General features: G+C 68.4%; 24 protein-coding genes and 4 pseudogenes. 11 read left to right on the top strand and 17 right to left on the bottom strand.

The genetic code is table 11. The features are described from left to right. Window positions 1-210 precede the first annotated feature (210 nt). A complete protein-coding gene (locus ACZ58N_RS27790; protein WP_471165113.1) occupies window positions 211-1,440 on the top strand; it encodes an IS110 family RNA-guided transposase in 1,230 nt (409 codons plus the stop codon). A 22-nt stretch (window positions 1,441-1,462) separates the two neighbouring features. Continuing rightward, window positions 1,463-1,942 (top strand): annotated as a pseudogene (locus ACZ58N_RS27795) (IS3 family transposase); the annotation flags it as partial. A 32-nt stretch (window positions 1,943-1,974) separates the two neighbouring features. Here ACZ58N_RS27795 and ACZ58N_RS27800 read toward each other — a convergent pair. After that, window positions 1,975-2,091 (bottom strand): annotated as a pseudogene (locus ACZ58N_RS27800) (phosphatase); the annotation flags it as partial. Window positions 2,092-2,118: 27 nt separating this feature from the next. Further along, window positions 2,119-2,580 carry a hypothetical protein gene (locus ACZ58N_RS27805; protein ID WP_471165116.1) on the bottom strand — a complete coding sequence of 154 codons (462 nt, stop codon included), beginning with the start codon at window positions 2,578-2,580 and terminating at the stop codon, window positions 2,119-2,121. Between the two features lie 640 nt (window positions 2,581-3,220). Here ACZ58N_RS27805 and ACZ58N_RS27810 point away from each other — a divergent pair. Both ACZ58N_RS27810 and ACZ58N_RS27815 read left to right on the top strand, forming a co-directional pair. Beyond that, window positions 3,221-3,688, top strand: coding sequence for a nuclear transport factor 2 family protein (locus ACZ58N_RS27810; protein ID WP_471165118.1), 468 nt, complete (start codon window positions 3,221-3,223; stop codon window positions 3,686-3,688). 291 nt (window positions 3,689-3,979) lie between these two features. Next, a complete protein-coding gene (locus ACZ58N_RS27815; RefSeq protein ID WP_471165120.1) occupies window positions 3,980-4,237 on the top strand; it encodes a hypothetical protein in 258 nt (85 codons plus the stop codon). A gap of 8 nt (window positions 4,238-4,245) precedes the next feature. Here ACZ58N_RS27815 and ACZ58N_RS27820 read toward each other — a convergent pair. The 9 genes and pseudogenes from ACZ58N_RS27820 to ACZ58N_RS27860 form a co-directional block, all read right to left on the bottom strand. Further along, window positions 4,246-4,677 (bottom strand): annotated as a pseudogene (locus ACZ58N_RS27820) (IS5 family transposase); the annotation flags it as partial. A gap of 26 nt (window positions 4,678-4,703) precedes the next feature. After that, complete coding sequence (locus ACZ58N_RS27825; protein ID WP_471165174.1) at window positions 4,704-5,969, bottom strand: IS110 family RNA-guided transposase; 1,266 nt, start codon at window positions 5,967-5,969, stop codon at window positions 4,704-4,706. Window positions 5,970-6,449: 480 nt separating this feature from the next. After that, window positions 6,450-6,827 (bottom strand): annotated as a pseudogene (locus ACZ58N_RS27830) (transposase); the annotation flags it as partial. Between the two features lie 295 nt (window positions 6,828-7,122). Continuing rightward, the gene (locus ACZ58N_RS27835; RefSeq protein WP_471165123.1) at window positions 7,123-8,775 is read right to left on the bottom strand and encodes an FG-GAP-like repeat-containing protein; all 1,653 of its coding nucleotides are present in this window, start codon (window positions 8,773-8,775) and stop codon (window positions 7,123-7,125) included. Window positions 8,776-8,840: 65 nt separating this feature from the next. After that, the gene (locus ACZ58N_RS27840) at window positions 8,841-9,995 is read right to left on the bottom strand and encodes a transglycosylase family protein (protein ID WP_471165125.1); all 1,155 of its coding nucleotides are present in this window, start codon (window positions 9,993-9,995) and stop codon (window positions 8,841-8,843) included. Window positions 9,996-10,185: 190 nt separating this feature from the next. Next, window positions 10,186-11,520 carry a C40 family peptidase gene (locus ACZ58N_RS27845; RefSeq protein ID WP_471165128.1) on the bottom strand — a complete coding sequence of 445 codons (1,335 nt, stop codon included), beginning with the start codon at window positions 11,518-11,520 and terminating at the stop codon, window positions 10,186-10,188. A 229-nt stretch (window positions 11,521-11,749) separates the two neighbouring features. Continuing rightward, window positions 11,750-12,019, bottom strand: coding sequence for a hypothetical protein (locus tag ACZ58N_RS27850; protein ID WP_471165130.1), 270 nt, complete (start codon window positions 12,017-12,019; stop codon window positions 11,750-11,752). Window positions 12,020-12,051: 32 nt separating this feature from the next. Continuing rightward, window positions 12,052-12,234 carry a hypothetical protein gene (locus tag ACZ58N_RS27855; RefSeq protein WP_471165132.1) on the bottom strand — a complete coding sequence of 61 codons (183 nt, stop codon included), beginning with the start codon at window positions 12,232-12,234 and terminating at the stop codon, window positions 12,052-12,054. Between the two features lie 234 nt (window positions 12,235-12,468). Beyond that, the gene (locus tag ACZ58N_RS27860) at window positions 12,469-13,395 is read right to left on the bottom strand and encodes a LysR family transcriptional regulator (protein ID WP_471165133.1); all 927 of its coding nucleotides are present in this window, start codon (window positions 13,393-13,395) and stop codon (window positions 12,469-12,471) included. A gap of 646 nt (window positions 13,396-14,041) precedes the next feature. Here ACZ58N_RS27860 and ACZ58N_RS27865 point away from each other — a divergent pair. Beyond that, entirely contained in the window at window positions 14,042-15,046 is a 1,005-nt protein-coding gene (locus tag ACZ58N_RS27865) for a LuxR C-terminal-related transcriptional regulator (RefSeq protein ID WP_471165135.1), read from the top strand. 330 nt (window positions 15,047-15,376) lie between these two features. Here the strand turns inward: ACZ58N_RS27865 and ACZ58N_RS27870 are convergent, their stop codons facing one another. From ACZ58N_RS27870 to ACZ58N_RS27880, 3 genes are all read right to left on the bottom strand, one after another. After that, complete coding sequence (locus ACZ58N_RS27870) at window positions 15,377-16,084, bottom strand: hypothetical protein (RefSeq protein ID WP_471165137.1); 708 nt, start codon at window positions 16,082-16,084, stop codon at window positions 15,377-15,379. Window positions 16,085-16,276: 192 nt separating this feature from the next. Next, window positions 16,277-16,429, bottom strand: a complete 153-nt coding sequence (locus ACZ58N_RS27875) for an integrase core domain-containing protein (protein ID WP_471165177.1) — start codon at window positions 16,427-16,429, stop codon at window positions 16,277-16,279. Between the two features lie 568 nt (window positions 16,430-16,997). Then, window positions 16,998-18,164 carry a hypothetical protein gene (locus ACZ58N_RS27880; protein WP_471165139.1) on the bottom strand — a complete coding sequence of 389 codons (1,167 nt, stop codon included), beginning with the start codon at window positions 18,162-18,164 and terminating at the stop codon, window positions 16,998-17,000. A gap of 139 nt (window positions 18,165-18,303) precedes the next feature. Between ACZ58N_RS27880 and ACZ58N_RS27885 the strand changes: the two genes are divergently transcribed. Then, window positions 18,304-18,561: a hypothetical protein gene (locus ACZ58N_RS27885; protein ID WP_471165142.1), complete on the top strand. Its 258-nt coding sequence runs from the start codon at window positions 18,304-18,306 to the stop codon at window positions 18,559-18,561. 517 nt (window positions 18,562-19,078) lie between these two features. Continuing rightward, window positions 19,079-19,294: a hypothetical protein gene (locus ACZ58N_RS27890; protein ID WP_471165144.1), complete on the top strand. Its 216-nt coding sequence runs from the start codon at window positions 19,079-19,081 to the stop codon at window positions 19,292-19,294. Between the two features lie 25 nt (window positions 19,295-19,319). Here ACZ58N_RS27890 and ACZ58N_RS27895 read toward each other — a convergent pair whose 3' ends face one another. Then, window positions 19,320-19,661, bottom strand: coding sequence for a DUF6233 domain-containing protein (locus ACZ58N_RS27895; protein WP_471165147.1), 342 nt, complete (start codon window positions 19,659-19,661; stop codon window positions 19,320-19,322). Window position 19,662: 1 nt separating this feature from the next. Further along, window positions 19,663-19,827 (bottom strand): hypothetical protein, encoded by a 165-nt coding sequence (locus ACZ58N_RS27900; protein WP_471165150.1) that lies wholly within the window; start codon window positions 19,825-19,827, stop codon window positions 19,663-19,665. A 404-nt stretch (window positions 19,828-20,231) separates the two neighbouring features. Here ACZ58N_RS27900 and ACZ58N_RS27905 point away from each other — a divergent pair, with 404 nt between their 5' ends. Further along, window positions 20,232-20,882: an HAD family hydrolase gene (locus tag ACZ58N_RS27905; protein WP_471165153.1), complete on the top strand. Its 651-nt coding sequence runs from the start codon at window positions 20,232-20,234 to the stop codon at window positions 20,880-20,882. A gap of 702 nt (window positions 20,883-21,584) precedes the next feature. Here the strand turns inward: ACZ58N_RS27905 and ACZ58N_RS27910 are convergent. Next, the gene (locus ACZ58N_RS27910; protein ID WP_471165180.1) at window positions 21,585-21,920 is read right to left on the bottom strand and encodes an ATP-binding protein; all 336 of its coding nucleotides are present in this window, start codon (window positions 21,918-21,920) and stop codon (window positions 21,585-21,587) included. Window positions 21,921-22,883: 963 nt separating this feature from the next. On the opposite strand from ACZ58N_RS27910, the gene ACZ58N_RS27915 reads away from it, so the two are divergent. The 3 genes from ACZ58N_RS27915 (at window position 22,884) to ACZ58N_RS27925 (ending at window position 25,566) form a co-directional block, all read left to right on the top strand. Then, a complete protein-coding gene (locus tag ACZ58N_RS27915; protein ID WP_471165156.1) occupies window positions 22,884-23,225 on the top strand; it encodes a helix-turn-helix domain-containing protein in 342 nt (113 codons plus the stop codon). 245 nt (window positions 23,226-23,470) lie between these two features. After that, window positions 23,471-23,674, top strand: a complete 204-nt coding sequence (locus ACZ58N_RS27920; RefSeq protein ID WP_030303412.1) for a cold-shock protein — start codon at window positions 23,471-23,473, stop codon at window positions 23,672-23,674. A 1,109-nt stretch (window positions 23,675-24,783) separates the two neighbouring features. Then, on the top strand, window positions 24,784-25,566 hold the full coding sequence (locus ACZ58N_RS27925) for a TSUP family transporter (protein WP_471165159.1): 783 nt from the start codon (window positions 24,784-24,786) through the stop codon (window positions 25,564-25,566). The last annotated feature ends 656 nt before the right edge of the window (window positions 25,567-26,222 follow it).

A 26,222-nucleotide genomic window follows, 5' to 3' on the forward strand; every position in this document is an offset into this window, starting at 1 on the left:
GTGGTGCGAGCCCGCTTCACGGTGACCTCTTGCGAAGCCCGAGCTTTCCAGAGCTCCCGTTTAGACCGAGGCCCGTGGGGTGAGCTGGTGCCACGAACAGCTACTGAGGTGGCGGACCGGTCGAGCCGGCCGAGTCCTGGGATTAGGTCGCTGCGTGGTTCCGCATGAGCTCGTGACCAGCACAAATACACAGGATCACTCGGAGGGGCCTTGATCTACTGCGGCATCGACTGGGCGGAGAAGACACACGACGTCGCCCTGGTTGACGACAGCGGCCAGCTGCTGGCCAAACGGCACATCACCGACGACACCGTCGGCTACCGGATCCTGCTGGACCTGCTCGCCGAGTACGGCGACAGTCAGGAGGCCCCGATCCCGGTCGCGATCGAGACCTCCCGCGGCCTACTGGTAGCCGTGCTCAGGACCGGCAGGAGGCAGATCTTCGCGATCAACCCGATGGCCGCCGCCCGATACCGCGACCGGCATTCCGTCTCGCGCAAAAAGTCCGACCAGGGCGACGCCCTGGTCCTGGCGAACATCCTCCGCACCGACATGCACGCCCACCGGCCTCTGCCCCAGGACAGCGACCTGGGGCGTGCCATCGCCGTGCTCGCACGAGCCCAGCAGGACGCCACCTGGAATCGTCAGCAGATCTCCAACCAGCTCCGATCCGTCTTGCGCGAGTACTACCCCTCCGCCCTCGCAGCCTTCGATCCTTGGCGCAACGGCCTCTGCCGACCCGAGGCCCACGAGCTCCTCGAAGCCGCCCCGACACCGGCCAAGGCCGCACGGCTGACCCGCACGCAGCTTCAGGCCGCACTCAAGCGGGCCGGCCGCCAGCGCGGCATCGACGCCGAGGCCGAGCGGCTCCGGGAAGTCTTCCGCGCCGACTGGGCCCACCAGCCACCACTGGTCGAGGACGCGCTCGGCAGGCAGATGCTCGCCCTCTTGGTCCAGCTGGAAGCCGCCTGCGCGGCCGCGGGCGACCTCGCGAAGGCGGTGGAGGAGACGTTCCCTCAGCACCCCGACGCTGAGATCATCATCAGCTTCCCCGGCCTCGGCACCCAGCTCGGCGCCCGGGTGCTCGCCGAGATCGGCGACGACCGCAAGCGGTTCGCTGACGCCCGCGGCCTGAAGGCATACGCCGGCGCCTCGCCCATCACCAGAGCCTCGGGGAAGAAGTCCAGCATCACCCGCAGATGGGTCAAGAACGACCGCCTCAACCACGCCGGATACCTCTGGGCCTTCGCCGCCATCACCGCGTCACCGGGCGCCAAAACCCACTACCGCCGACGCCGCGACGCCCACGGAGACTGGCACGCCGCCGCCCAGCGCAACCTCTTCAACCGCATGATCGGCCAGCTCTACCACTGCCTCCAGCATCACAAGCTCTTCGACGAACACACAGCCTTCTCGGCCCAACTCGCCGCCGCTGCTTGACACGTTGAGTGCCTGAGGTGTCTACATACCCGTCGGCACGGCCTGGCTCTATCTCGCCACGGTGATCGACATCTGCTCGAGGAAGGTCGTGGGCTGGTCGATCGCGGACCATATGCGAACCTCGCTGGTCACCGACGCGATCGAGATGGCCGTGGCCGCCCGCGGTGGCCGGGTCCACGGAGTCGTTTTCCACACGGACAGGGGCGCCCAGTACAGCGCGGCCGCCTTCGCCGACGTCTGCCGCCGGCACGGCATCCGCCGCAGCATGGGCCGGGTCGGCTCGAGCTACGACAACGCGCTCGCCGAGTCGTTCTTCCAGGGCCTCAAGCGCGAGTGGCTCCACGGACGTCGCTGGACCTCGAAGGCACAGGCCCGGCTCGAGCTGTTCCGCTGGCTGTCGTACTACAACCGGCGCCGTCGCCACTCCGCGCTCGGCTACCTCACACCAGCCGAATTCGAACAACAACTGATCACGACACGTACGCTGTCACTCGTCGCATGAAACCCGGTGTCCACCCCCAGGAATCAACCTCAGGTGAGGGTCTCGGCGGTGGTGGACCAGTCGAAGTTGTCGCCGTGGATGTCGTACGCCGGTTCCAGTTGGGCCCCGATGGCGTACTCCGGCCGGGCGCACGAGCGCGCCGGCAGCAGATCGTGCCTGCCATCTCACGACCAGGGTCACATCAGGGCAATCATCAGCAGACTACTTACGAGGGACATGACGGCGAGTGCGGCTGCGATGCGGCCGACGCGCTTGGCCACCGCTGCAGCCTTCTGATGAGTCTTGCGCCAGTCGATAACCTCCTCCATGGTGCCCACAAACGACCGGGTCGGGAGCTGGTGGTGACGAACTATCGGATAGCTGCCGCCGATCACCAGGTCGGGCGTGACCGTCACACCTGTCTCCTTGCGGACGTTGTCACCGCCGGACACCTCGATCTCGTACACGGCACTGGCGTAGCCGCGGGTGCCGAAGGGCTCCAGGTACGTCAGGCGCGCGTGGCTCTCTATGCCCATGTCTTCCAGCTCGCTGAACTCGCGCACACCTGACGTTGAGCCGAGGAAAAGCGACCGACAGAACCAGACGACAGGCAGGCACAGAAAACCCAGTCCGATGAGCACACAATTGAAGATGATCACGACCCGGACACTACGCGCGGAATGCATTGGTCAGTACCCGAGGACGCCGACGTCGACGACGTCCATCATGGCACTCCGTCGCTCAACCCGTCCGGGAGGGTCGTTCGAGTCGGAGCAGGACTCACCCGGCCGGCGCCCGCCGGGCAGTGCGCTCTTTCAACCTGGTTGCGTGGTCGACATGTTGATGGGTGGGGGCTGTATGGGCGAGGAAGCTCCCGGCAGATGGGTTCCCGACCAAGGTCACCATGTCCGCCAAGAGTTTCATGTGCCCGTCTACCCGTCGGTGTGGGGCGCTACCGGGTGCTGCACGAGGTCACAGGCGCCACGGTCGCCGTCGTCGCCGTCGTCGCCGTCGTTGCCGTCGCCGTCGTCGCCATCCACGTCGGCCGCGGCGGCTGGCCGGGTGCTGCCGTGGCTCCAGCCGGTCGGGGTCCGGGCGAAGGCCCGGCGACCGATGGTCTGCCACCTGGCGCGGGGCGTCGGTCGTGACCCGACTTTTGGACGCGCTGCGGGTTGGAGTACACGCGGTGGCAGCCGTAGGAGGTATCGCACCGACACGGTGCCCAGCCCATCCGGGTGGTTGTGACATATTCTGCTTCCCGAGCGGCTCGGGGTGCGCCGAGTCCGCAGGATGATCTGCATGGACAGCCAGACCTTGCACATCGAAATCCGGTCCCTGACCGACCGCGCCGAGATCACCGACCTGTTCGACCGCTACCTGCGTTCCCTTGACGAGCGAAACTTCGACCGGGCGTGGGCGGAATCGTTGTTCACCGAGGACGCCAGCACCGAGACGCCCGCGGGACTCGTGCGCGGACGCGAAGCCGTCCTGGAGAACGTGCGTACAGCAATGCGTCTTTTCGATCGGACCGTCCACTTCGGGACCAACTACGTCATCGAGGTGGACGGCGACCGCGCGATCCTGTGTGGGAACCAGCTCAGCACCCATGTGCTCGCTGGTGACGGCGGCCTGTTCCTCTCCGGTGGCCACACCGAGAACGAACTGGTGCGAACCTCTGTCGGCTGGCGGCTGCGCCGCGCCGACCTGCACATCATCTGGACACAGGGCAATCCGCCGGTACTGCCCTACGGCATGACCGGGGCCTGATAGCGGGCGATGCCCGAGGGGCCCGCGCTCATGGCGAACTTGCCCGTTCAGGGCCCTGGCCGGTGCCGCTTTGAGTACGACCGGGTACCGCGGCCATCAGGAATGGGATGGCGACCAGCGGGGCGACTGTCAACGGCCATTGGGATGCCCAGGTGGGTGGCCGTTGGGTGACCAGGCTGGTGGCCATCAGAAGCCCAGGCGTGTGATCAGTTGTACTCCGACACGTGATCTTGACCGATTGCCAGCCGATCTTGGCCGACCCGATCGAACGGCAATGGGTACGGTCGGCCCATGGAAAATCTGCCGGAGAGCGTTGACCGCGAGATCCTGGGAGGCCGGATCATCCATGCGATCAAGGCGTTTCGGGACGCGTCAGGCTGCACGATCCACGAAGCGATGGATTTCGTTGAGGAGCGTCGAGCGGAACTGCGCGCCGATCGGCCAGGTGAATTTCGGCTGAGCCGTGACGAAGGGGCAGGGACGTCCGCGTCTGACCTGCGAGCTTTCCGACTGGCCAGCTCGCCTGCTCAATGGGGACTACTCCCTTAGACGTCATCTCATTTGGCGAGTCTGCGGTAGCAGATAAGGGTGCAGGCGATGCTGGTGAAGGCGAGGAAATGTTCGGCCTTGCGTTCGTAGCGGCGGTGGAGGCGGCGGCAGCCGGCGAGCCAGGCCATGGTGCGTTCGATGGTCCAGCGGTGGCGGCCCAGTCGCTGCGAGGACTCGATGCCCCTGCGCGCTATGCGGTGCTTGATGCCACGTCCGCGTAACCATCTCCGCAGGTGGGCGTAGTCGTAGCCCTTGTCCGCGTGGAGCTTGCCGGGCCTGCGCCGTCGGCGTCCGCGGCGCGACCGGATGGGCGGTATGCCACGGACGAGAGGCTCGAGGGCCTGGCTGTCGTGCAGGTTCGCGCCCGAGATTCCGACGGACAGGGGCAGACCGGTCCGCTCCGTGATCAAGTGGATCTTCGACCCGAACTTGCCCCGATCGACAGACATCCCACGCGCTTAACTTGTCAAGCGGCTGCCGCTGCAAGGCCCCCTGTGAGCTGGTTGGGGAAGGCTTTCAGCTCCTCGTAGGGCTCGCCGTGCTGGAGGCAGTAGAAGAGCATCCCGAGGAAGCGGTTGAAAAGGTTGCGCTGGGCGGCGACGTGGCGGTCACCTGCCTCTTTGCGGCGGTCGTAGTGGGCTCTGGCACCGGTGGAAGCGGTCAGGGAGGCGAAGGCCCACACGTAGCCGGCGGCGGCCAAGCGCTGGTTCTTGACTCGGCGGGCCATCACCGAACAGCTTTTGCCGCTTGCCCGGGTGACTGGTGCACTGCCTGCGTAGGCCTTCATCGATCCCGCAGTCGCGAAACGGGATCGGTCGTCGCCGATCTCGGCCAGAACTCGCGCCCCAGTTAGCGATCCGAGACCCGGAAAGCTTGAGATGAGCGGGGCGTCAGGATGCTTCTCGAAGGCCTCCCTCGTGGCAGCGCCGAGCTCCTCTACGTTCGCGCAGGCCGCCTCCAGCTGACGCACCAGGGCCACGGTCTGCTGGCCGAAGGCCTCCTCAACCTGCATCGGGTGGTGGAGGTAATCGCGTCGGAGGACCTCGTGGAGCCGGTTGGCCTCGGATTCGATACCGCGCTGGCGTCCAGCCTGCTTGAGTAGCGACTGCAGCCGCCGACGCGTCAGACCGGCCGCCGCTTTCGGCGTCGGAGCCGCAGCCAGGATGGTTCGGGCCTCGGGCGAGCAGATGCCCTCGCGCTTTTCAGCGAATGCAGCAAGGATCGCGGGATAAAACTCGCGCAGCTGCGAGCGAAGCTTGTTGTGGGCCTGGACCCGGTCCCAGACCGCGTCCTGCTGGGCTCGTGCCAGCACCGCGATCGCCTGAGCCAGCTCGGAGTCCTGAGGCAAAGGCCGGTGGGCGGCCATATCGGTACGGAGGATGTTCGCCAGCGCGGCAGCATCGAAGGCGTCTGACTTTTTCCTCGCGACCGAGTGTCGATCTCGGTAGCGGGCCACCGCGAGCGGATTGATCGCGAACACGGGGCGTCCTGTCGCACGAAGACAGGCGACCAGCAGCCCTCGGGACGTCTCAATCGCGACTGGGATTGGATGATCCTTGCTGTCACCGTGCTCTATTAATAGGGCTGTGAGCTGTGTGAATCCTGCAGCATCGTCGCTGATTCGCAGCTTAGCGAGCCGTGTTCCGCCGGCATCGACGAGTGCGACGTCGTGGTGGTCCTCTGCCCAGTCGACCCCGCAGAACACCGGCACTGGTAACCCTGCGATCTCCATCATCTTTCCCTTCGTCCTCTGCTGTTTCCGCAGGCCGGAGCCTATGCAGGGTGCGCGTGCTCCCTAATGGAAGTGCTCAAGGCACAACATCCCACCAGCCGTTCGCAGCCCCAGTGAACTGCACGGTGCTTCGTCTTCGTGAGAGCTCTCGGGCTCACGACGCGATGAAAGGTGTTCCGTGCGGTCGGCTCAGGTCACGACCATCGAAGCCGCCGGCGCGTTTGGCCCGGTGGCGTGTTCTGAACTGGGTCCGCTGAGCTCCATTGCGATGCGTTTGTGGTCTGAAGCAGTGCGGTTGTGCTCGCAAAGGTCAGAGACACGAACGGTTCCGGCCGGGCTGGATCGCTCTCAGTAGAGGACTTCCTGCCCAGTGGCGGATGAGACCTTCGTCCCGGCCGGCACCGCTGTTGAAGCAAGCCCCGCGGTCTGTCGAAAGAGCTATCGCTCCGGATTCGGATAGCGATGACTTGCTTCGCTGTCCATTAGGATTCGGACCCGTCAGATCCCCCTTTTCAGGGCCCGCATGTTCACCGAGTCGATCGCGCAACGCGACCAGTCCAGCTCGCCGCGGGCGCCGAGCTCGTCGAGGACCAGGCGGTGGAGCTTGGCCCACACCCTGGCTTTCGACCACTCGGAGAACCGCCGATGGGCGGTCGCGCCGGAGGGCCCGAACGACGCCGAAGGCAACTGCTGCCAGGTACAACCCGAGGTGGCAACGAAGACGATCGCGGCCAGTACTTCACGGTCACCATACCGACGCCGGCCACCGCCTTGAGGCCGCGACGGCACCTCCGGCACCACCCGCTGGAACAGCTCCCACAACTCATCCGGCACCAACCGCTCAACAATCCCCGACACGACCGACAGCCTACCCAACCACCCAAATGAGATGGCTTCTAAAGCCGGCCCGGCTGACGGTGGCCGACGTGCAGGCGGCGGACATCCGCGCGGTGACCGCCCTCCTGATTGCCGCCCTGGCGGCCGACGGCACCTCTACGATCGGCGGCATGTACCACCTGGCCCGCGGCTACGGCCGACTGCTGCCCAACCTGGATACGGGCATTGCGGCGTGTGTCGATGCGGCTGACAAGGCGGTTCAGGTGTGGCCTTGGAACGGCCGGCCGCGCCAGGGGCGGGCCGGCCGGTCAGTGCCTCAGAAGAGGAGTTCCCCGTCCGGGTAGCCGTTGCCGATCTGGGTGCGCGGGCTGTAGGAGCCGGCGCCGTCGCCCTGGTAGAACCAGAGTCCGCCGTTCGCGTCACGACCGACCAGGTCCGCGCGGCCGTTCCCGTCGAGGTCGCCGGGCGAGGCGAGCGCGGTGTAGGTCTGCCAGCCCGCACCGATCTGGGTGCGGGGGCCGTAGGTGCCGGTGGTGGTGGCCTTGTGGAGCCACAGGGCTCCGGCGGGGTCGCGGGTGACCAGGTCGGGACGGCCGTCACCACTGAAGTCGCCGGGCGCCAGCAGCGCGTCGTAGCCCTGCCAGTCCGTGCCGATCTGGGTGCGGGGGCCGTAGGTGTCGGTGGTGGTGGCCTTGTGGAGCCACAGGGCTCCGGCGGGGTCGCGGGTGACCAGGTCGGGACGGCCGTCACCGGAGAGGTCGCCCGCCGTCAGTAGTACGTCGTAGCCCTGCCATCCGGTGCCGACCTGAGTGCGGGTGGAGCCGGAGTAGGTGCCGGTGACCGGGTCCGCGGGGTAGCGCCACAGGGTGCCGGCCGTGTCGACGGCGAGGATGGCGGCGCCGTCGCGGGCGATGTGCGTCATACCGCTCCAGCCGATGCCGACCTTGCATGCGCCGGCGACACCGGTGGCGCCGGAGCGGCCGGAGTAGCTGAACAGGGCGCCCTTGGAGTCGCGGCGCAGTACGGCTCCGGTGCCCGTGGTGGTGGGCCCGCAGTCGGACCAGTAGGCGGCGGCGCGCAGCGCGTTGTGGTCGGAGGCCAGGCTGTCCTTGGGGAGCACGTCCGCTTTGGCGCTCTTGAAGTGCCGCTCTGACAGGAACAGGTAGTCGATCTTCGAGGTGTTGAAGGTCGGCTCCCCGCTGCGGCAGCGGGCGCGGTCGTCACCGCAGGGGGTGGCGACGAAGTGGTCGCGGTCGGTCTCGTCGGCTTCGATGAAGATGCCGTTGCCCCCGTCGGCGATGCTCGGGGCGTAGAAGGAGGAGGCGGCCTTCGAGCGGGGGTGGGCGTTGAAGTCGCCGCCGAGGACCACCGGGACACCCGCGTCCTGCCACTGCTTCGCCTGCGCGGCGAGCTTGGCGGCCTCCTGCTCGCGCAGGGTGGCGTCGTTCCAGTAGAGGTGCACGGAGCAGGCCCAGTTGGCGCGGCTCTGGGTGTAGGTCTTCACGCAGGGCACCGTGATGGGTTCCGTCTCGCCGCCCACGGTCAGGTCGAGGACCTTCGTCTCGGACAGCGGTCCTTTGACCAGGACGGCGTTGCCGTAGTCGGCTCCCCCACAGATGTTCGGGTTGCCGCCGGGCACGGCGGTGGCGAAGAGGCCCTGGAATCCGTACGCCTGCAGGCGGGTGCGGATCGCGTCGAACTGCGGTCGGCACACTTCCTGGAGGTGGAGCTGATCGGCGTTCCACGTGGCGCCGGTCGCCTCGGCGACGACGGCGTCGATACGGTGCGCGTTGTCGTAGCCCTCGCTCGCGGGGCAATTGTTGCCGCATATGTTGTAGCTGAGAAACCTCAAGGGCGGGGCGTCCGCGCCGGCGACGCTGTCGGCCTGCGCGGCGGGGGCGAGAGCGAGCGAGCCGAGGGCTGCGCCGAACAGGGCTGCCGCTGTGGCGAACGTCTTGCGTAGTCTCACGAAGTGCTCCTGAAGAGGTGGGGACGGTAGGGGAAGAGGAAGAACCGGGTTGCGAGGCGGGGACGTCACCAGCTCGTGCCGAGCCGGACGCGCGCGGCGCCGCCCGCGAAGGCGGGCCCCGAGTAGCGGAAGAGGTGGCCGGTAGCGATCTCGGAGGCCAGCAGGTCCGGGACGCCGTCGCCGTTGATGTCGCCGACACCGGTGATGTTGGTCATGGCGTCCCAGCCGGTGCCGATCTGGACCTTGGTGGCGCCGTTGTAGTTCGGGCCGGAGTAGCGGTAGAGGTTCCCGTTGGACGCGTCGGCCGCGAGGATGTCGGCCACTGCGTCGCCGGTGAGGTCGCCGACGCCGGTGATGCTGCTCATCGCGTTCCAGCCGGTGCCGATCTTGACGCGGGTTCCGCCGGTGTAGGCGGGCCCGGAGTAGCGGTAGAGGTCGCCGGTTGCCTTCTCGACCGCGAGGAGGTCCGGACTGCCGTCACCCGTCAGGTCGCCGACACCGGTGATGTTGGTCATGGCGTCCCAGCCGGTGCCGATCTGGACCTTGGTGGCGCCGTTGTAGTTCGGGCCGGAGTAGCGGTAGAGGTTCCCGTTGGACGCGTCGGCCGCGAGGATGTCGGCCACTGCGTCGCCGGTGAGGTCGCCGACGCCGGTGATGCTGTCCATCGTGTTCCAGCCGTACCCGAGCTTCACGCGTGAGCCGCCTCCGTAGGCGGGACCGGAGTACCGGTACAGGTCACCGCTCTTGACCTCGACGGCGATCATGTCGTTCACCCCGTCACCCGTGAGGTCACCGACCTGCGTCAGGTGGGTCATCCTCGACTGCGGCGCGGGAGGCTCGTCCGGGTAGGGATCAGCCGGATCGGCGGCCAGACCGGCGGCCGGGCCGCAGGTCGCCCAGGCTCCCTGGCCCTGCGTGGCCAGGACCTTCTCGGCTATGCGGATCTGCTGCTCCTTGGTCGCCTGGTGTGGGTACGCCGCGTACTGCCGGCCGCCGAAGGCGTCCCAGGTCGACTTGAGGAACTGCAGGCCGCCGAAGTAGGGGTGGCCGGCCCTGGTGTAGCTCCAGTTGCCGCTGGACTCGCACTGGGCGACCTTGTCCCAGGTGGACACGGAGGCGGCGCCGGCTGGGGTGGCCGCCGGGGAAAGCAGCGTCGCCAGGGCAAGGGGAACGGCGACGAAGGACGTACGGCACAGGGACGTACGGAGAGACGAGAGCATGTTGGTTCCTCGGTGAGGACAATGAGCGAGTGGAAACGTGACCGGGCGGCCGGGGTCACAGGGGCCGTCGGGCCTGCCGCATCTGAGCCACTCCCGCGGGCGCCCAAGGCGGTGCCCCACGGACACATCGGGCGGACGGGGCAGACAGGAGGGGGAGCCTGCGAAGTTCAGCTCCCCCGGGTGGTGGCTGCTACCAGTTGGTGCCGATCTCCACCGCACTGCCGCCGGCGAACGACGGGCCGGAGTAGCGGTACAGCTTCTGCGTCGAGGCCTTGACCGCGAGCAGGTCCGGGACGCCGTCGCCGGTGATGTCGCCGACACCGGTGATGTTGGTCATGGAGTTCCAGCCGGTGCCGATCTGGACCTTGGTGCCGCCGTTGTAGTTCGGGCCCGAGTAGCGGTAAAGATGTCCGGTCTCGGTCTCCACGGCGATGATCTCGGCGACGCCGTCACCGGTCAGGTCGCCGGCACCCACGATCGTGGAGTAGATGTTCCAGCCGGTGCCGATCTTGACGCGGGTTCCGCCGGTGTAGGCGGGCCCGGAGTAGCGGTAGAGGTCGCCGGTTGCCTTCTCGACCGCGAGGAGGTCCGGACTGCCGTCACCCGTCAGGTCGCCGACTCCGACGATGTTGGTCATGGCGTCCCAGCCGGTGCCGATCTGGACCTTGGTGGCGCCGTTGTAGTTCGGGCCGGAGTAGCGGTAGAGGTTCCCGTTGGACGCGTCGACCGCGAGGATGTCGGCCACTCCGTCCCCCGTCACGTCCCCGACCCCGACGATGTCGCTGACCGAACTCCAGCCGTACCCGATCTTCACCCGGGAGGTGCCGCCCGTGAAGGCGGGGCCGGAGTAGCGGTAGAGATCACCGGTCGCGGTCTCCACTGCGATCACGTCCGTCACACCGTCGCCGGTCAGATCGCCGACCGCGGTAACGTTCGTCATGCCCTTGTCGGGCACCGTCACGGGGGTGTCGGCGACCTTGTTGTAGCGGTACGGCTTGAAGTTGTTGGACGTGATGTAGCTGCGGGTGTAGGTGCTGCGGCGTGCGTCCGTGCCCGGCCGGGCATGCTCGATGATGTTCGCGACTGTACGGCTGGAGTCGGTCCAACCGGCGAACAGCACCACATGGGCGTCGATGTTGTTCAGCGCGTCGCCCGGCTGCAGGTCATCGAGGCTCGCGAGTTTCGTGGAGTAGTTCGGCAGGGTCCACGTGGTCGCGCTGGTGGGCAGATGCCAGGCCATGGACACCAGCCCGGAGCAGTCGGTGCGGTACAGGCGGCCCTGCTGGTCGCGGTACGAGGCACCCTGGCTGTACGGAACGCCCTGGTCCACCCAGTACTGCGCCCGGTTGATCATCTCGGAGCGGGTGATGGAGCCTCCGACGGTGGAGAGCGACGTGGTCGCGGCACCGGCCGTGACGGCGGTCGACGCCGGGACCGGGGCCGGAGCGGCCTGGCTCGGCGCGGTGATGCCGAGGACAACGGTGGCGAGAGCGGCGATGGTGATGGCGCGGGCGGTGGAACGCATGGGTAAGTCCCCCGTGTGGGTGTGTGGGTGATTGGGTGTGAACAGCCCGACGGAAGCGGGCAAGGGGCATGGACATCACGGCGCGGTAGCGGCGGATGGCGCGGTTCATCGCGCGAACGACCGCACGTGCTTGTGCGACTGACGTGGCGACGGGTGAGAGGAAGGGGTGTGCCCGTTCCGAAGGCGACGCTGACCTGGACTGTTTGGTGCAGGAGGTCCCGGGAGGGGTTCAGGCGGGCAGCAGGGCGGTGAGGCCGTGAGCGGCGATCGGCTCACGGGCCCGCAGGAGCAGCGCCCGCGCTCGGCCCAGCGCTGCCTCGTCGGAGGCGGCGGTGAGGAAGAAGGTGGCCTCCATCCCGTGCGGGACGGTCCGTATGGCGATGTGCTGGATGCCGTCTCCCGGGGTGGCGTGGGCCCAGAGCAGATCGTGCAGTAGGTGGGAGCCCCGGGCGGTGGTGGCTTCAGGAGCACCCTTCATGAGGGTGCGGACGATGCGCATGGCTGGCACGCAGAGTGCCGTGGCGCGGGAGATCAGTCCCAGCCGATGATGTCGGCCCTCGGCGTGTCCCACCCGATGGTCACCTTCGGCCCGTTGGCGGCGGCGCTGGTCTCGGCGGGGTGGACGTCCCAGCCGATGCCCGTTCCGATGGTCAGGGCGCCGAGGGCGAGGGCGAGGGCGGCAGCGACACGATGGACGGATGTAGGCATGAGCATGACAGGCTCCTTCGGATGGGGCTCCGCACGGGGCGCGAAGTCGGGGTGGCGGTGGTGCGTTCCGCTCCGAACGGGCCGTGCCGGCAACCTTGTCGGTGCCGCGTCCCTTTCGGTGATCAATATCCTGTGCCACCGGACGTCCGAGCTGAAGTCCTAGTGCCCGTCACCAAGGTGACTTGGCATCAAGGTGACGGTCTTGGTCCTTCACCGACCCACTTCCGCAGCCCGCCCCTCTTACGGTCGTGGTGCGTCCGGTGTGGTGGACGGGTAGAGGAGGCGGGCCGCTTCAAGGGCGGTGTGGGCGTAGGCGCGGGTGGTGGGGGTGTTGTGCGACTTCAGCCAGACGGGCGCCCAGGTGAGCGGCGGTGCGTCGATGAGTGGCACGTAGGCGATGTCGGGACGGGTGTAGAAGCGGGTGACCTGCGCGCCGACGATGACGGCACCGGTTCCGGAGGCGATCACTTGCAAGGCTTCCAGGAACGTCTCCACCTCGGGGCCCGAGGCGATCGACTTGCCCTCCGGCGTGCGGTCGGGCCAGCGGTCCGAGAGCCACTCCCCGGGGCGCACCCCGGCCACGCGCAGCAGCGCGACGTCGGCGAGGTCCTCCATGGTCACGCTCTCGCGATGAGCCAAGGGGTGCCCTGCGGGAATCCCCAGCATCATCTGCTCGGAGAGGACCACCGGTCCGATGACCATGTCGGGGTCGGTGAGCGGCAGGTGCAGGAGCAGGACGTCGACGTCGCCCTCACGGAGGCGGGTGAGGGCGTCGAAGAGCTGGACCTCACGGATGCGGACGCACCAACCCGGCTCGCGATCGGGGAACATGTCACCCGCACAGTGGGCGATTTGTCCGGCGGCGGCACCGATGAATCCGACTCGCAGGACGTTGGTGACCTTCACGGTGCTGCTGACGGCGCGGGCCAGGGCGGCCTGGATCTGCTCGTACGCGGGCCAGAGGTCCTCGTGCAGCTGGTGGCCGAGCGGGGTCAGGCTGACGCTGCGGTTGTTGCGTTCGAAGAGCGGAGCCCCGACTTGGCGTTCGAGCTTCTTGATGAGCTGGCTGACCCTGCCGGTGGTCACGTGCAGGCGTTGCGCGGTGCGTCCGAAGTGAAGTTCTGCGGCCAGCACGAGGAACGCTTCCATCTCCAGGCGTTCGAGCACTGATTTGCACCCCTTGTTGAGCCTCGCTAAACGAAGGTTCCAGTATCTCTCGTTGAACAACGCGAAACCGACGGGCATCCTGATCAGGGCGGCGAGGCCGGCACGGGACGATCACCACGGGGGGCCGTCATGTTCCCAGTCCGATTCGCGCACGACCGCTGTGGCCCTATCGAGGAGCAAGGGTTGGGCAGAACCGCCGCGTTACCCGGCATCCCACGGCGCATCTTTGTGCGTCCGTACGGTGCGACCTGCGGTTGTTCACGTCTTGGCAAGCATCCGCCAGCTCCACCGCGGTTGCGCTTACCGGCACCAACCCATCAGGGCATCGGCCTGGCGGCGGTCACCCCGGTTGCCCAACGACGCGAGGGTAATGCCCGCATCGGCGGTGAGCGGTCCGGGACTGCTCCGACGCGTCCATTGACCAGGACGCTGCCCTCCGGTCGGCGGCCCCGGGGTGGGCAGCCTGCAGCACTCGCGCACAGCGGCCCGGCGTCCGCCGGGCCGGATCCGCCCGTCCGGGGTGAGCACCGGCTCAGCTCCGAATACGCGCAGGTCGCCCATGAGACCTTGCAGTGCGGCGGTGTGCGCTGAACACGGACGTTTCAGATACGACAGCGCGTCCTCCGGGCGCGCATGGGGTGGGGGAATGAACGACACATCAGGACTGGAAATCCTTGGCCTGGACAGAACCCAGGAGGCCGTCTACCGGAGCCTGCTGGCAGGATCGGCCGAAGGAGTTGAAGAGCTCGGCTCCCGCCTGGGCATCTCCACGGGTGAGGTGGGAGCCTGCCTCGAACACCTCCTCGACGTGGGACTGCTCCAACCCTCACGGGACCGAAGCGGCACGCTCCGGGCCGTCAGCCCGGAGATCGGCTTCGACATCATCCTGCGCCGCCACGAAGCAGAACTCCTGCACCGCCAGCGCCAGATCGCTCTGGGCAAGGAGATCGCGGCCCGGACCGTCGCCGCCCTCGCCCGAGAACACGGCCCGGCCGACACCGAGACGGGAGAGCGCCTGATCGGCCTCGACGCCATCCAGCGACGACTCGAAACCCTCACCCGCCGGCTGCGCGACGAATGCTTGGCAATCGAACCCGGCGGAGCACAGTCCCAAGCAAGTCTGGACGCCGCACGCCCCCTGGACGAAAGCGCCCTCGACCGCGGAGTCCGCTTCCTGACGATCTACCAGGACACCGCCCGAAACGACCCCGCCACCCACACCCACGCACGATGGATCAACGAGAGGGGCGGCCAGGTGCGTACCAGCCCGGCAACCCCACCCCGCCTGATCGTGTTCGACCGCCGGACCGCCATAGTGCCCATCGACCCCCACCACACCCGCAAGGGCGCGCTGTGCACCACCGCCCCGGGAATCGTCGCCGCACTCGTCTCCCTGTTCGAACAGGCCTGGGAAAACGCCCTACCCCTGGACACCGACCCCCGTACCGACAGCGATGGCGGGGGCCTGGCCCCCGCAGAGCGCGGCCTGCTGAAGCTGCTCGCGTCCGGCATGACCGACGAGGCCGCCAGCAAGCGCCTCGGCCTCTCCCTTCGCACCGTTCGACGCCAGATGGCCGCTCTGATGGAACGCCTCGACGCCACAAGCCGCTTCGAAGCGGGCCTGAAAGCCTCCCAACGCGGCTGGCTTTGAAAGGCCTTCCCTTCTCGGTGCTCGAATTCCGGAATAGCCGCTCTTCTGAGGCGTCGTGTCACACGAGGCGATGCTGCTCTCTCCGGTGCGACCGCGCGTGCGCGGAATGTGTCTCGCCGGCACGTGCCTGCAAGGGGGGACCCGCGGTTGCCCAGCGTTGCGGCGGCAGGCGGCAGGCGGGCAGGCTACGACCTCGACGTCCTGCGTTGCTACGGCGGCCTTCGCCCTTGACCGCCGCCGCGCTGCGGAGGAGCTTCCGGTACCTGAACAGGAGGAAAGTCCCGCCCGGTGGACATCGCCCGGGCGGGGTGGGCGGTTCGTCGGTGAGGGTCAGCCGAGTTTGGTGAGCTGGATGTCCAGGACGTCCAGTGCCAGCTCGGGTTTCAGGCCCACCGTGTAGGAGGTGGCCAGGGTGTTGCCCTTGCGGACGACGACCAGCCGGGTGTCGAGGTCGTCGTGGGAAAGATTGAGGGTCACGGCGTCGTCGGCGCCCGTGACTGCGGGCCCGGGGGCGACCTTGGTGATCTTCTCCTCCGCCTGGGGCACGGCGTAACCGTCGGCGCAGGCGGTGCCGGCGGTCTTCACGGAGGCGAGAGCTTCCTCGGCACCCTTGCCGTCGTAGGAGGTGAGGGTGAGGGCGGTGAGGCCCAGGCCGGCCACACCGGCGCTCTCCGGGGTGCTGACCTTGGTGCGGGCGGCACCGGTAGCGGTGCCGATGGCGCCCAGGGACTGTGCCTGGGCGAGGACCTTGCACTCGGGCTTGTCGCTGGTGACCGTGGAGGCGGCGGCGACCTCCGCCGGCGTGACCTCCGTGAGCATGCGGTCGCGCACGTCGGCCTGGGTGACGATCAGCTTGCCGATCTCGGCGTCGGTCTTGCCCTTGGCGGGGGTCGCGGCGGCGGGGGCCGATGCCGATCCGGCGGCCTTCGGTTCGTCCTTCTTGTCGGCCGGCTTGTCCGAGCTGCACGCGACGACCAGCAGCGCCAGCGAAAGCGCGGACCCGGTCATGACGGAGCGACGGACGATGGTGTTACGCACGGTGGAAACCCCCCACGGATGACAGTGTCGCGGCAGAATCTACCGGCTGGTAGCGGCAGACGATCAAGAGCGGAGTGTCAGGCCCACATCGTGATCCGGGCGAACACCCGTTCCGCACTGTCTGCCGAGGCGACTGCGCGTATCACGGTGCGGTGCAGTTTGAGGTGACCCCCGGAGTGTGGACACAGGGGTTCATGCTGCGAGTGAGAGTTTAGCTGTCTTGTGGTGCAGTTGTTCGAACTTCATCGGGGAGAGGTAGTCGAGCGCGCTGTGGCGTCGGCGGGCGTTGTAGTAGGTGGGCCACTGGAAGATCTCCAGCCTCGCCTGTCGCATCGTCGTGAACAGTTTATCGACGGCAAGGCCGGCATGCGGGCGGGCAACACCAACATGCCCGACGCCGACGAGACCTGGTACCGCGTGCACCGGGACAAGCCGGAGGCGTCCGCGAAGGAGGCACAGGGCAAGCCGGCCTGAACGCCCTGACGGACGCGACCCGCCTGACCGGCGGGACCGGCCGCGACAGCCCTGACCGGCCGTCGAAATCGTCCCGCAGCGCCCCGCGCCTTCCCGACGTCGGGCCCGCGCCGGCGGCAGGTCACGCGTCGGCCGATTCCCCACCGCGATGGCGCCCGCAGGTCTTCACCATCGGCGCCGGAATGAAGATCACCGCCGCGCCGCGCCGCACCGGCGTACCCGGCGCCGGCCCCGGTGACCGAGGAGGCCAGCACGACACGACCGTGAACGGTGCGGGATCGTGCGGGCCGTTCGCACGGCCGGGCGCCGGCGCCGTCGGCGGGGTGCCTCGCAGAGCACTGGTCTGCGCCCCGCCGCATCCCGCCCATGCGACGGTTCTCGATGGCACGGCACCGGTGAAGGATCGCTTCTTCGAGGGGAGGTGCGACCGTGTGCGGGATCAGAAGAACGGCACCTTCTTCTTGGCGATGCCCCCGAGCGTCTTCACGATCTTCGAGCCGGCGTCGACGGTGGCCTTGCCTGCGGTGACCGCCGCGTCCGCGACCTTCTGCGTCGCCTTCGAGGCGACGGACCAGCCACCCCGTCCGCCGCGCGAGAGCAGGCTGAGGGCAAGGTGGCCGACGGACTCTCCGAACTCCTTGCTCAGCCAGCCGTACTCGATGCCGTTGAACAGGCTGCTGAGCGCCCCCGAGAGGGCGGAGGCGGCGAAGAGGGCTCCGGCCACCACGACCAGGACCGGAGCCGCCGGGGGGAAGAGGGCCATCGCTCCCAGGGCCAGGAGCGAACCGAGCCCGGACCAGTTGCTGATGACCTCGAAGGCGTCGGCCCACCAGCCGGCCTCCGACCACCACTTCTCCGTGCCGTTGGTGCCGTTGGGATTGACCTGGTCGTTCTCCGGAGTGTCGGCGGGGTTGCGCTGTTCGTCGGCGAGCCGCTGCGCTTCCTCCTGCGCCTTGCGGGCCGCCTCTGCCACCTCCTGCTCTCGCTTGACGATGGAGATCCTGCGGGCCTCGGACGCCGCTGCCGCCGCCTCGTCCGAGCTCTTGCCCGCCTCGATGGCCGAATTGTGAGCTGCGGTGGCCGACACGCGTGCGGAGCGGGCGGAGGTCAGGGCGCCACGGGCGGAGTCGATCGCCTTGTTCGCCGAGTAGTTGGCCGCCCGAGCCGCTCCGCGCGCGACCTCCGCCGCCTGCTTGGCCTGGTCCGCCCGGGCCTGGGCGTCCCTGGCCGACGTCGCCGCAGCGGTGGCGTTGGCGTTGGCCTCGACGGCGTGCGCCGCAGCGCTCTCCTTGGCCTGGAGAGCCCTGTTCGCCCACTGCTGGGCCTCCGCCGCCGCGTTGCGCGCGTCGGCCGCGGCCCGGGAGGCGTAGGCGGCGTCCCGCTGCGCCTCCTGGGCGATCCTGGCGGCGGCGGAGATGGTGGCCTGGATCGCGGCCGCGTGGCTCGCGGAGTCGTGATCGAGCCGGGCGGCATGGTGGCTCACCACGTTGACGAAGTGGAGTTTCATCCAGCTCGGCCCGGCCAGCGTCACCTCGCCGAAGGCCTTGGTGTAGGCGCCGCCGGTGTGGATGAGCGACGCGATCCTGACCTGTACGTCCTCCTCCACGGCCGCGGAGAGTTCTTCGTCGAAGAACCGCTGCAGGGCTTCGGGGGTGTTGACCGCCAGCGCCCGTTGTCAGTGCCCGTCCGTACCGTCGAAAAGGCAGGGGCGCGGACCGGCCGGCCCCGGCGGGAAGGGAGCGGACATGGGCGAGATCAGCGTGAGCGGGGAAAGCCTGGAGCGGCTGCTCACCGACAGCTCGGGCAGATACGGCGCCCCCTATCAGAAGGCCTTCGCCGAGCTCGCGCGCACGCACCGCGGCCGGCCCACAGCCGAGATCCTGCCCCTCCTGGCCCACGCCGCGGACCGGGCACTCCTCGGCTTCTCTCCGGCCGACCTGTGGGAACAGGCCCGCGCGATCAGCGACGGAGAGCCCTACCTGCTGCGCGTGACCGCCACCTGACACTCGGTACGAGCGGCGTGGTTGGCCGGTCCGGCCAATCACGGCACGCAGTCTCACGTGCCGGTCGTGCGGTCGTGCGGTGAGGTCCGACGGGCGGCCTCCCGCCAGGAATGGTTCCACCGCCTCGGATGGCGGGACCGCACGGTCGGGGTGATCAGTCGGGCGGCGGGTACGAGGAGCATCTCCTGGTTGGGCACCTCGTCCGCGACATCGCCTCCGGCGTCGAGGCCGGCTGATGGCCGTGGTCCGCGAAGATCTCCCCACCCACACCGGCACCCCCCACTCGTCCCGCCGCGCCTACATCCGCCCCACGGCCGGAGGCCGAGAAGTCCTCACCGCCGTCGCCAACATCGAGCCTCTCGGGGAAGCCGATACCGGCGGCACCAGCCGCTGACCGGCGAGACCACGCGGGCCGTCACCCCGACCGGGTGGCGGCCCGCACTGTCGCGCCCGGTGCCTTCACCTGGTTGGCACCGGGCGAGGTGCCGTCGGCGGGGCCGGGGCGGAATGTGGGGGCATGGCCGCGAAGCTGATCGTGTACCCGCCGGACGAGCAGGGCCGGCGCCGGGTGCGCTACGACGGCGTCGCCATCGGGGTCGCGCACCGGCCCTCCGACATCAGGGTGTTCCTCGCCGCGGCGGGGCTCCAGGACGCGGAGGACGTCGACCTGACCGACCCCGAGTTCGTGGAATGGCGCGGCGCCGGACCCGAGGCGTGGGAGCCGATGCCCTGACGACGCCGGGCACGGGCCGCAGTGCTCAGTCGAGGATGCCGAGCGCGGTGTCGGGACGGCAGTGCGGACACGCCGCAATCCCCCCGGCAAGAGCCCGCCGGGCCGCGTCGGTCGTGGCCGGCTTGCAGCGGGTGCGGGTGTCCCAGCACTGCCCGGTGTGCACCAGGGCCGCCGGTCGACCGGTGCCGATCCCATGCTCGATCAACCACTCCGGAGGCGGCGGCGCAGGCCTGCGCGCAGCTTCCATCTCGACGTGCCGCTCCTCGGCGGCTATCCAATCCCGGGTGCGCTGCAAGTCCTGAACCTGGACCCGTTCCAGGAAGCGAAGTAGGTCCAGGCGCGTGGAATGTGGGGCGGTGTCGGGCACGTCAGTTCCCGTACTGCGCCCGCCGCAGCTCCTTGCAGGCCGCGCAGGTGGGTGACGCGCCCACCCCGTATTCGCAGGTGGGGGTGTGGCAGATTGCGCACGGGCCGCTCTGACTCGGGGACCAGGTGGTGACCTGGGGTCTGGCGGGGGCTGCGGGGGTGGTCATCGTCGGCTCCTGGACGGTGCGGAGGGCATCACTCCATTAGATAGCATGTTCGATTTTTGCGGCGAGTGCGACGCGAGGGTCCTCACGCGGATGGCTGTCCTGTGACAGCGAACCTTGATCATTGCCATCGAAGATTGATGATCAGTAAGTTCGTGCCATCGAAGGTTGAGTGGCACGAAGTGCTGATTATCGGGGGTGGCGGTGGGGGAGCTCGCGGATGCGTACGCGGATCCAGAACAACCACGACACCTGGATCGGTAACAACGCCGTCCAACGTCAATTCACGGTGTTCGACCAGCGGCGAGGCATCGCCACCCCCTCACGCAGAATGCCGGACCGTGGCCACGGGGTGCTCGCGCAGGACGGTGGCACGACGAACGGCCGCTCCTCCCTACTCTGTCCAGATGATCACTCCGATTGAACTCGTCATCTTCGACTGCGACGGCGTGCTCGTCGACAGCGAACGCATAGCCGTGCGCGTCTACGTCGCTCTGGGCGCCGAGCTGGGCTGGCCGCTGACCGAAGCCGAGGTGATCGAAAAATTCATCGGCCGGTCAATCATGTCCAACTTCGAACAAATCACTTCCCGAGTGGGGTCGAGCCGGGCCGCCCTCTGGCAGGAGAGGTTCGGGCAACTCCACCGCGCGGCCGTCGACGCCGAACTCGTTCCGGTCAACGGCATCCTCGAAGTCCTCGATGCCCTCACGCTTCCCAGCTGCGTCGCTTCAGGCGGCCACCACGACACGATGCGCCACACCTTGGGCCACACCGGGATCTACCCATACTTCGAAGGCCGCATCTTCAGCGCCAGCGAGGTCGCTCACGGCAAACCGGCCCCCGACCTGTTCCTGCATGCCGCCAAGGAAATGGGTGTCAACCCTTCGGCTTGCATCGTCGTCGAGGACAGTAAATACGGGGTCCAGGCAGCCCGCGCGGCCGGCATGCGTTCCCTTGGATACGCCGGCGGACTCACACCCGCGCAATGGCTCGAAGGACCGAACACCACAGTCTTCGACGACATGCGCGAGCTCCCGAGACTCCTCGCAGAAGCCTGACCGGCCATCTCAGCCAGCCGCAAAGGAGACCTGGACCACTCAAACTTCAATGGCACAAGCTCAAGGTTCGATGTCACGGGACAATGGCCGGGGTGAGTCACGACCTCACCGGGCGGGCCCGGCCCTTGGGGACGCCGGTGAGTTCACCGAGAGCCGGCGGACCGCGTTCACGGTCGACGTCCGCGAGGTGCGGGTTCTCGGAAGCCGCTGACCTGCACTGGGGAGGTTATCGGTGAGGTTTTCGAAACTTCACCGGGTACTCGGTGAAGTCACCGTGGGGTCGGTCCGGCACCCAGGACACGCCGGCCCGAACCGCGCGCGGGCAGGGCTGTGACGGCCTGGACGTCGGCCGCCCGCTCGGCCGTGAGCCGGCCTCCCGGGACGCTGTTCCGGGCGGGGGACGGCTGGGGATCGTCGGACTCGGGGCGGGGCCGGTACCGAGCCGGCGACGCGTGCTGCTCATCGCTTCATTCTCCCGGCCCGCGACCTTCGACCGGCGGTGAGGGCGGGCGGCAGGCACGGGATATGGCTTCGTACACGGCAAGCAGCAGCGTTTCGACAGCAGTTTGGGCGGCACCGCGACCGGCAGCGCTTCCCGGATGTTCACGGCTTCGGGAGGCGGCGCAGTTGCCCGGGAGGCGGGGCTGCGGCACGAGCATCGACTGGAGCCCGGCGTGCCGGGCGTCCGTGCGCGGCGCCCTGCTATCGGGGTAGGAGGGCCCTCACGGTCTTCCCGCCGCCCGGGCGGCGGGTGACGGATGTGGTGTGCGCGAGGTGGTTGACCAGGGGCCAGCCGAAGCCGCCGGTGCCGCCGTGCAGGTCGGGGACTCGCATGCGTGGGGCCCGGGGGCTGGAGTCGTGAACGGCTACCTCGACGCCTTGGGGATGCGCCGCCAGTTGGAGGGTGTAGGAGCCGCCGCCGTGGCGCAGGGCGTTGGTGACGAGTTCCGAGACGACCAGGAGCACGGTCTCGGCCGCCTCACCGGACAGGGGGCGAGCGAGACCTTCGAGGAAGGAGCGGGTGCGCCGGCGGGGCAGGCGGTGAGGTGGTCGGCTGCGACATCGGCGTGCGTCGGGGTCATCAGGTCACTCTGGTCTCTGCTCGTCCGGTCCCGCATGCACACCTCATGTACCCCAAACCCTTCCGGGTACCCCGGCTGCACGCGATTCATCCCCTCCCCTCCGAGGCCGATTACCTCTCGACCCCGCCCACAAAAATCTGTGTTGGCCGGAGTAGACATTGGGCGGTGGTGTGGTTATGGTTTCTCTCGTAACCAAGAAGGACCGCAGGGCCCGGCAGAGACGAACTGCCGGGCAGCAGTACACGCAGGACCCGTAGTTGCAATGCGCAGGACGGTGCGGTGACGGAGTGTCGAAGCCAGGGTTTTCGCAGGACGGCGACGGGACTGGTGACCGGACCGGGTGGCCCGCGGTGATCAGGGGCCGCCACAGGTAGTACCGCTGTTGATGCAGGTGGAAGTACCCAGCAGTGCGGTAGTGAGCGGTACCTCGGTGAAGGCGTCGGCTGCGGGCGCGCGCATCGGGAGGTTCGGCAGTGGGGTTCCAAGCCAGAGCAGACGCAGGACGGGCGACGGGGCTGGCTGCCGGAGAGTGGCGCTCGGTCAGGCCACGAGCGGTACGCAGTATCAGCAGTTCGCAGTACCAGCGGTATCGAGTGAAGCAGTACCCGTAGTTCGCAGTATCAGCAGTACGCAGTCCCCCGTTTGGTAAGCAGTTGATCACCAGAGGGAAGAACGGAGGAACCGAAGCATCATCAGGATCGCCCGGACGCCACGCGAGTCCGGGTACCGCAGGACATCGATAGTGAGGTGGTCTCCGGTCACGCATCCGCGATCCCCGCACTCCCGACACAGTTCAGGTCGGGTCGGCGGAAACAGAAGGCCGGCGCAGTCTCAGGGCCGGCAGATGGTGTAGCAGTTCCTTCGGGGCCCGGGAGCCACATGCTCCCGGGCCCCTCCACGCGTTCCACAGAGAGGTGCGATGACAGCAGACGACTCCTTCGGCCGTCTCAACGACGACGACTACCCCGCCTACACGATGGGTCGGGCCGCCGAGATGCTCGGCACCACCCAGGGCTTCCTGCGCGCCATCGGCGAAGCACGTCTGATCACCCCGCTACGCTCCGCCGGTGGCCACCGCCGCTACTCCCGCTACCAGCTGCGCATCGCCGCCCGCGCCCGCGAACTCGTCGACCACGGCACCCCTATTGAGGCGGCCTGCCGGATCGTCATCCTCGAAGACCAGCTTGAAGAGGCTCAGCGCATCAACGCCGAACACCGCCGTACCGCCGCCGAAGCGGCCGGCTCGCCTTCCGCGGCTTGACTCGGTGCGCGCCTGCCGGCCCCCGGCAGGCCGGTGCGCACCCTGCTACGGCACATGGCCCTCGTTTCCTCTGGTGACAGCCCGCTGTCGGCATGTAGCGTTTGGGCCGGCTGTCGTGGTTCGGAAGTGCCCTTTGCCCACGCCTTCGGCGTGGGCGTTTTGCTGTGCTGTGCCGCAGGAACCAGGGCGATCACCTCCGCCTTCCGCACGTTGTGGGAGGCGCACTCGACTGGAAGGCATGAGACATGGCTACGGGAACTGTGAAGTGGTTCAACGCGGAGAAGGGCTTCGGCTTCATCGCCCAGGACGGTGGCGGCCCGGACGTCTTCGCCCACTACTCGGCGATCAACTCCTCGGGCTTTCGTGAGCTCCAGGAGGGTCAGGTCGTGACGTTCGACGTCACCCAGGGCCAGAAGGGCCCCCAGGCGGAGAACATCACCCCCGCCTGACCCCGGTGCGGTGATGGCCGCCACGAAGAACTTCGTGGCGGCCATCACCGCAGTCCCCAATCGAGGGTCGGCTCCGTTACCGGTTACAGCCCCCGCGCGGGTGCGGGTTCGCGCTGCTCAGGGGCTGGGGCGGGGTTCTCCCGGCCTGCAACCGGTAACCGGTAACCCGCCGACGGAGCCGGCGCGGGCGCGGAACTGTCGGGGTGCTCGGTCGTTGAAGCGGCGGGAATGCACACCGCCCCGGGGTCCGCCCCCGAGCGCCCGGGGCGGGCCCCAGGTCCTGACACCTGACATGTCCTACCCCCGGCTGACCTGCACCCGGGGTGGGTGTCGCCGCGCGCGGCGGTGTCAGCGTCAGGTGTCAGGACCGGTTCCGGCGGGGCACCGGACCGGCGCTCGCCTCGTCCCGGCCGGGGCCTCTCCTCGATGCGCGGGTCGGGCTGGGCAAGCCCTGGCCGCCGGCAGGCCGTTCGGGGTTGCACCGGAAGGGGGCTCCACAGGTGCTTGCAAAGGTGTTCTGGGCGGGGGACCGGGGGTGTGACCGAAGGTGGGACCCCCCAAACTCGATGATCTTCCATCACCGCAGCTCAGGGGCCGTGGGCAAGCCCCCTTCGGAAAACGACACCTCTTTTGTCCGCGTCAGCCGGACAAAGAGGTTGATCCGTTGGGACCGGCCGGGGCGGCCCGCCCGGCGGCGGAGCCTTCCTCATCCCCTCATTCCCTCGTCCGCCAGGATCCGCTCAGGAACCAGTGCCGCCCCCGATGTTCGCAACGGGCCTCGCCGGGACGGGTCGGGGTGGGAGCGTGGCGGGATGGAAGGTGGGAGGGAGCTGCGGGTGTACGGGTGGGAGCCGGGGGAGCCGGCGGGCCCGACAGTCGGGCACGCGTACGTCGAACTGATAGGCGGCCCGCTCGACGGGCGGCTGCTCGACGTGACCGGCTGGACGACTGCGGATCGGGAGGGTGGTCTTGTTCACGAGTTTGGACGGCAGTTGTCCACCGTCTCGGGAGGCGGTTGGATTGGGGCGGGGTCGATGTTCACGAGAACGGGAGGCACCTGATCCGGAGCCTGTTCCGGGTGTCGGTCTGAGAGTGCCGAGGGGGGCGTCGTGGAGTGGCCGATGGGGTTGCTCGGGTTCGCCGCCGGGCTCCTGATATCCGTCATCACCGCCCCCGTGGGCGTCTCGGGAGCGGTCTTCCTGCTGCCCGTCCAGGTCAGTGTGCTGGGAGTGCCCAGCCCGGCCGTGACACCCACGAACCTGCTCTACAACGTCGTGGCCGGCCCCGGCGCCCTCCTGCGCTACTGGCGGGCCGGACAGCTCGGCGGACCGCTGACCCGGCTCTTGATCGCGGGCACCGTTCCCGGCGTCGTCATCGGCGCCGTGATCCGCGTCTACGCCGTTCCCGGCCCGCGCATCTTCCGCCTCCTCATCGCCGGGCTGCTCCTGCCGCTCGGGCTGTGGCTGTGGCTGCGGACCGTACGACCGGCACCATCGAGCACCCGCGATCAGCCTTCGCCTCGCGCAACGACGTCGCTGGCCCTGGCGGTCGGCGTGGCCGGCGGGATCTACGGAATCGGGGGCGGCTCGCTGCTCGGCCCAATCCTGGTCGGCCGCGGCGCACCCGTCGCCACCGTCGCACCCGCGGCCCTGGCCTCTACCTTCGTGACCTCTATCGTCGGCGCGGCCACCTACGCGCTGCTCTCCCTCGCCGTCACTGGCGACGTCGCCCCCGAATGGCTGCTGGGCCTCTCCTGCGGTGCCGGTGGCCTCCTCGGCGGCTACCTCGGCGCACGTCTCCAGCCGCACCTGCCCGAGACGGCCCTCCGGCTCCTGCTCGGCACCCTCGCCACCGGAATCGGTGCACTCTACGCAGTCCAGATCCTCCGCTGACCTCGCAGTGCCCAGCCGTTCCGGGGCATCGGGGTGCTGTCGAAACTCGTGAACATGCCGGAACGACACCAGCCCCCTAGCGCCTCCCAAACCGGTGTCGAAGTGCTGTCCGTTCTCGCGTACAGAGCCAGGAGGGAGGTGCGCTCCTGATCGCCGATCTCGGCCTCTACGGTCCGGGCGGCCGGGCCGGCTACGCCCCGGATGACGATCTGGTCGGCGGCCCGTTCCGGTGGCGCGGCGACACCGCCTGAACCCCCGGCCTGTTCCTGAACGGTGGGGGGAAACATCGGGGGAACCATGGGGGGAACCTGGAGGGGGAACCTGGTGGGGGAACCATGGGGGGAAGGTCCCTCTGGTGATGTTCCGCGTTGTGCCTGGTCAGGTGCCGGTTCGCGGGTGGTGAGTTTCCGGACTTTCTCTTTTTAGGTTCTTGTTGTTGGTTGATTGGTTGTTGGTTTCTGGCCGTGGGTTCCTCGTGGGTGTTGGTTGGGGTTCTGGTTCTCGGTCTTGGGGTTCGGGTCTGTGTTGGGTTCCTGGTGTTGTTGTTGGGCCTTGACCCCGAATCCTGAACACGGTTTATGCGGCTGGTACCAGCGTAGTTGGTTGTGTTGCGAGTGCGGTTTCGTAGGCGATGGGGCTGCGGTGTCCGAGGCTGG

This window comes from Streptomyces sp. NPDC040432, from assembly GCF_055595445.1.

Coding starts and splice junctions, on each gene's coding strand:
- ACZ58N_RS27810 (WP_471165118.1), top strand. CDS start 3,221: ATGGACAGCCAGACCTTGCACATCGAAATCCGGTCCCTGACCGACCGC.
- ACZ58N_RS27900 (WP_471165150.1), bottom strand. CDS start 19,827: ATGACCACCCCCGCAGCCCCCGCCAGACCCCAGGTCACCACCTGGTCC.
- ACZ58N_RS27840 (WP_471165125.1), bottom strand. CDS start 9,995: ATGCTCTCGTCTCTCCGTACGTCCCTGTGCCGTACGTCCTTCGTCGCC.
- ACZ58N_RS27905 (WP_471165153.1), top strand. CDS start 20,232: ATGATCACTCCGATTGAACTCGTCATCTTCGACTGCGACGGCGTGCTC.
- ACZ58N_RS27865 (WP_471165135.1), top strand. CDS start 14,042: ATGAACGACACATCAGGACTGGAAATCCTTGGCCTGGACAGAACCCAG.
- ACZ58N_RS27855 (WP_471165132.1), bottom strand. CDS start 12,234: ATGCTCATGCCTACATCCGTCCATCGTGTCGCTGCCGCCCTCGCCCTC.
- ACZ58N_RS27885 (WP_471165142.1), top strand. CDS start 18,304: ATGGGCGAGATCAGCGTGAGCGGGGAAAGCCTGGAGCGGCTGCTCACC.
- ACZ58N_RS27825 (WP_471165174.1), bottom strand. CDS start 5,969: ATGGAGATCGCAGGGTTACCAGTGCCGGTGTTCTGCGGGGTCGACTGG.
- ACZ58N_RS27920 (WP_030303412.1), top strand. CDS start 23,471: ATGGCTACGGGAACTGTGAAGTGGTTCAACGCGGAGAAGGGCTTCGGC.
- ACZ58N_RS27850 (WP_471165130.1), bottom strand. CDS start 12,019: ATGCGCATCGTCCGCACCCTCATGAAGGGTGCTCCTGAAGCCACCACC.
- ACZ58N_RS27890 (WP_471165144.1), top strand. CDS start 19,079: ATGGCCGCGAAGCTGATCGTGTACCCGCCGGACGAGCAGGGCCGGCGC.
- ACZ58N_RS27815 (WP_471165120.1), top strand. CDS start 3,980: ATGGAAAATCTGCCGGAGAGCGTTGACCGCGAGATCCTGGGAGGCCGG.
- ACZ58N_RS27845 (WP_471165128.1), bottom strand. CDS start 11,520: ATGCGTTCCACCGCCCGCGCCATCACCATCGCCGCTCTCGCCACCGTT.
- ACZ58N_RS27915 (WP_471165156.1), top strand. CDS start 22,884: ATGACAGCAGACGACTCCTTCGGCCGTCTCAACGACGACGACTACCCC.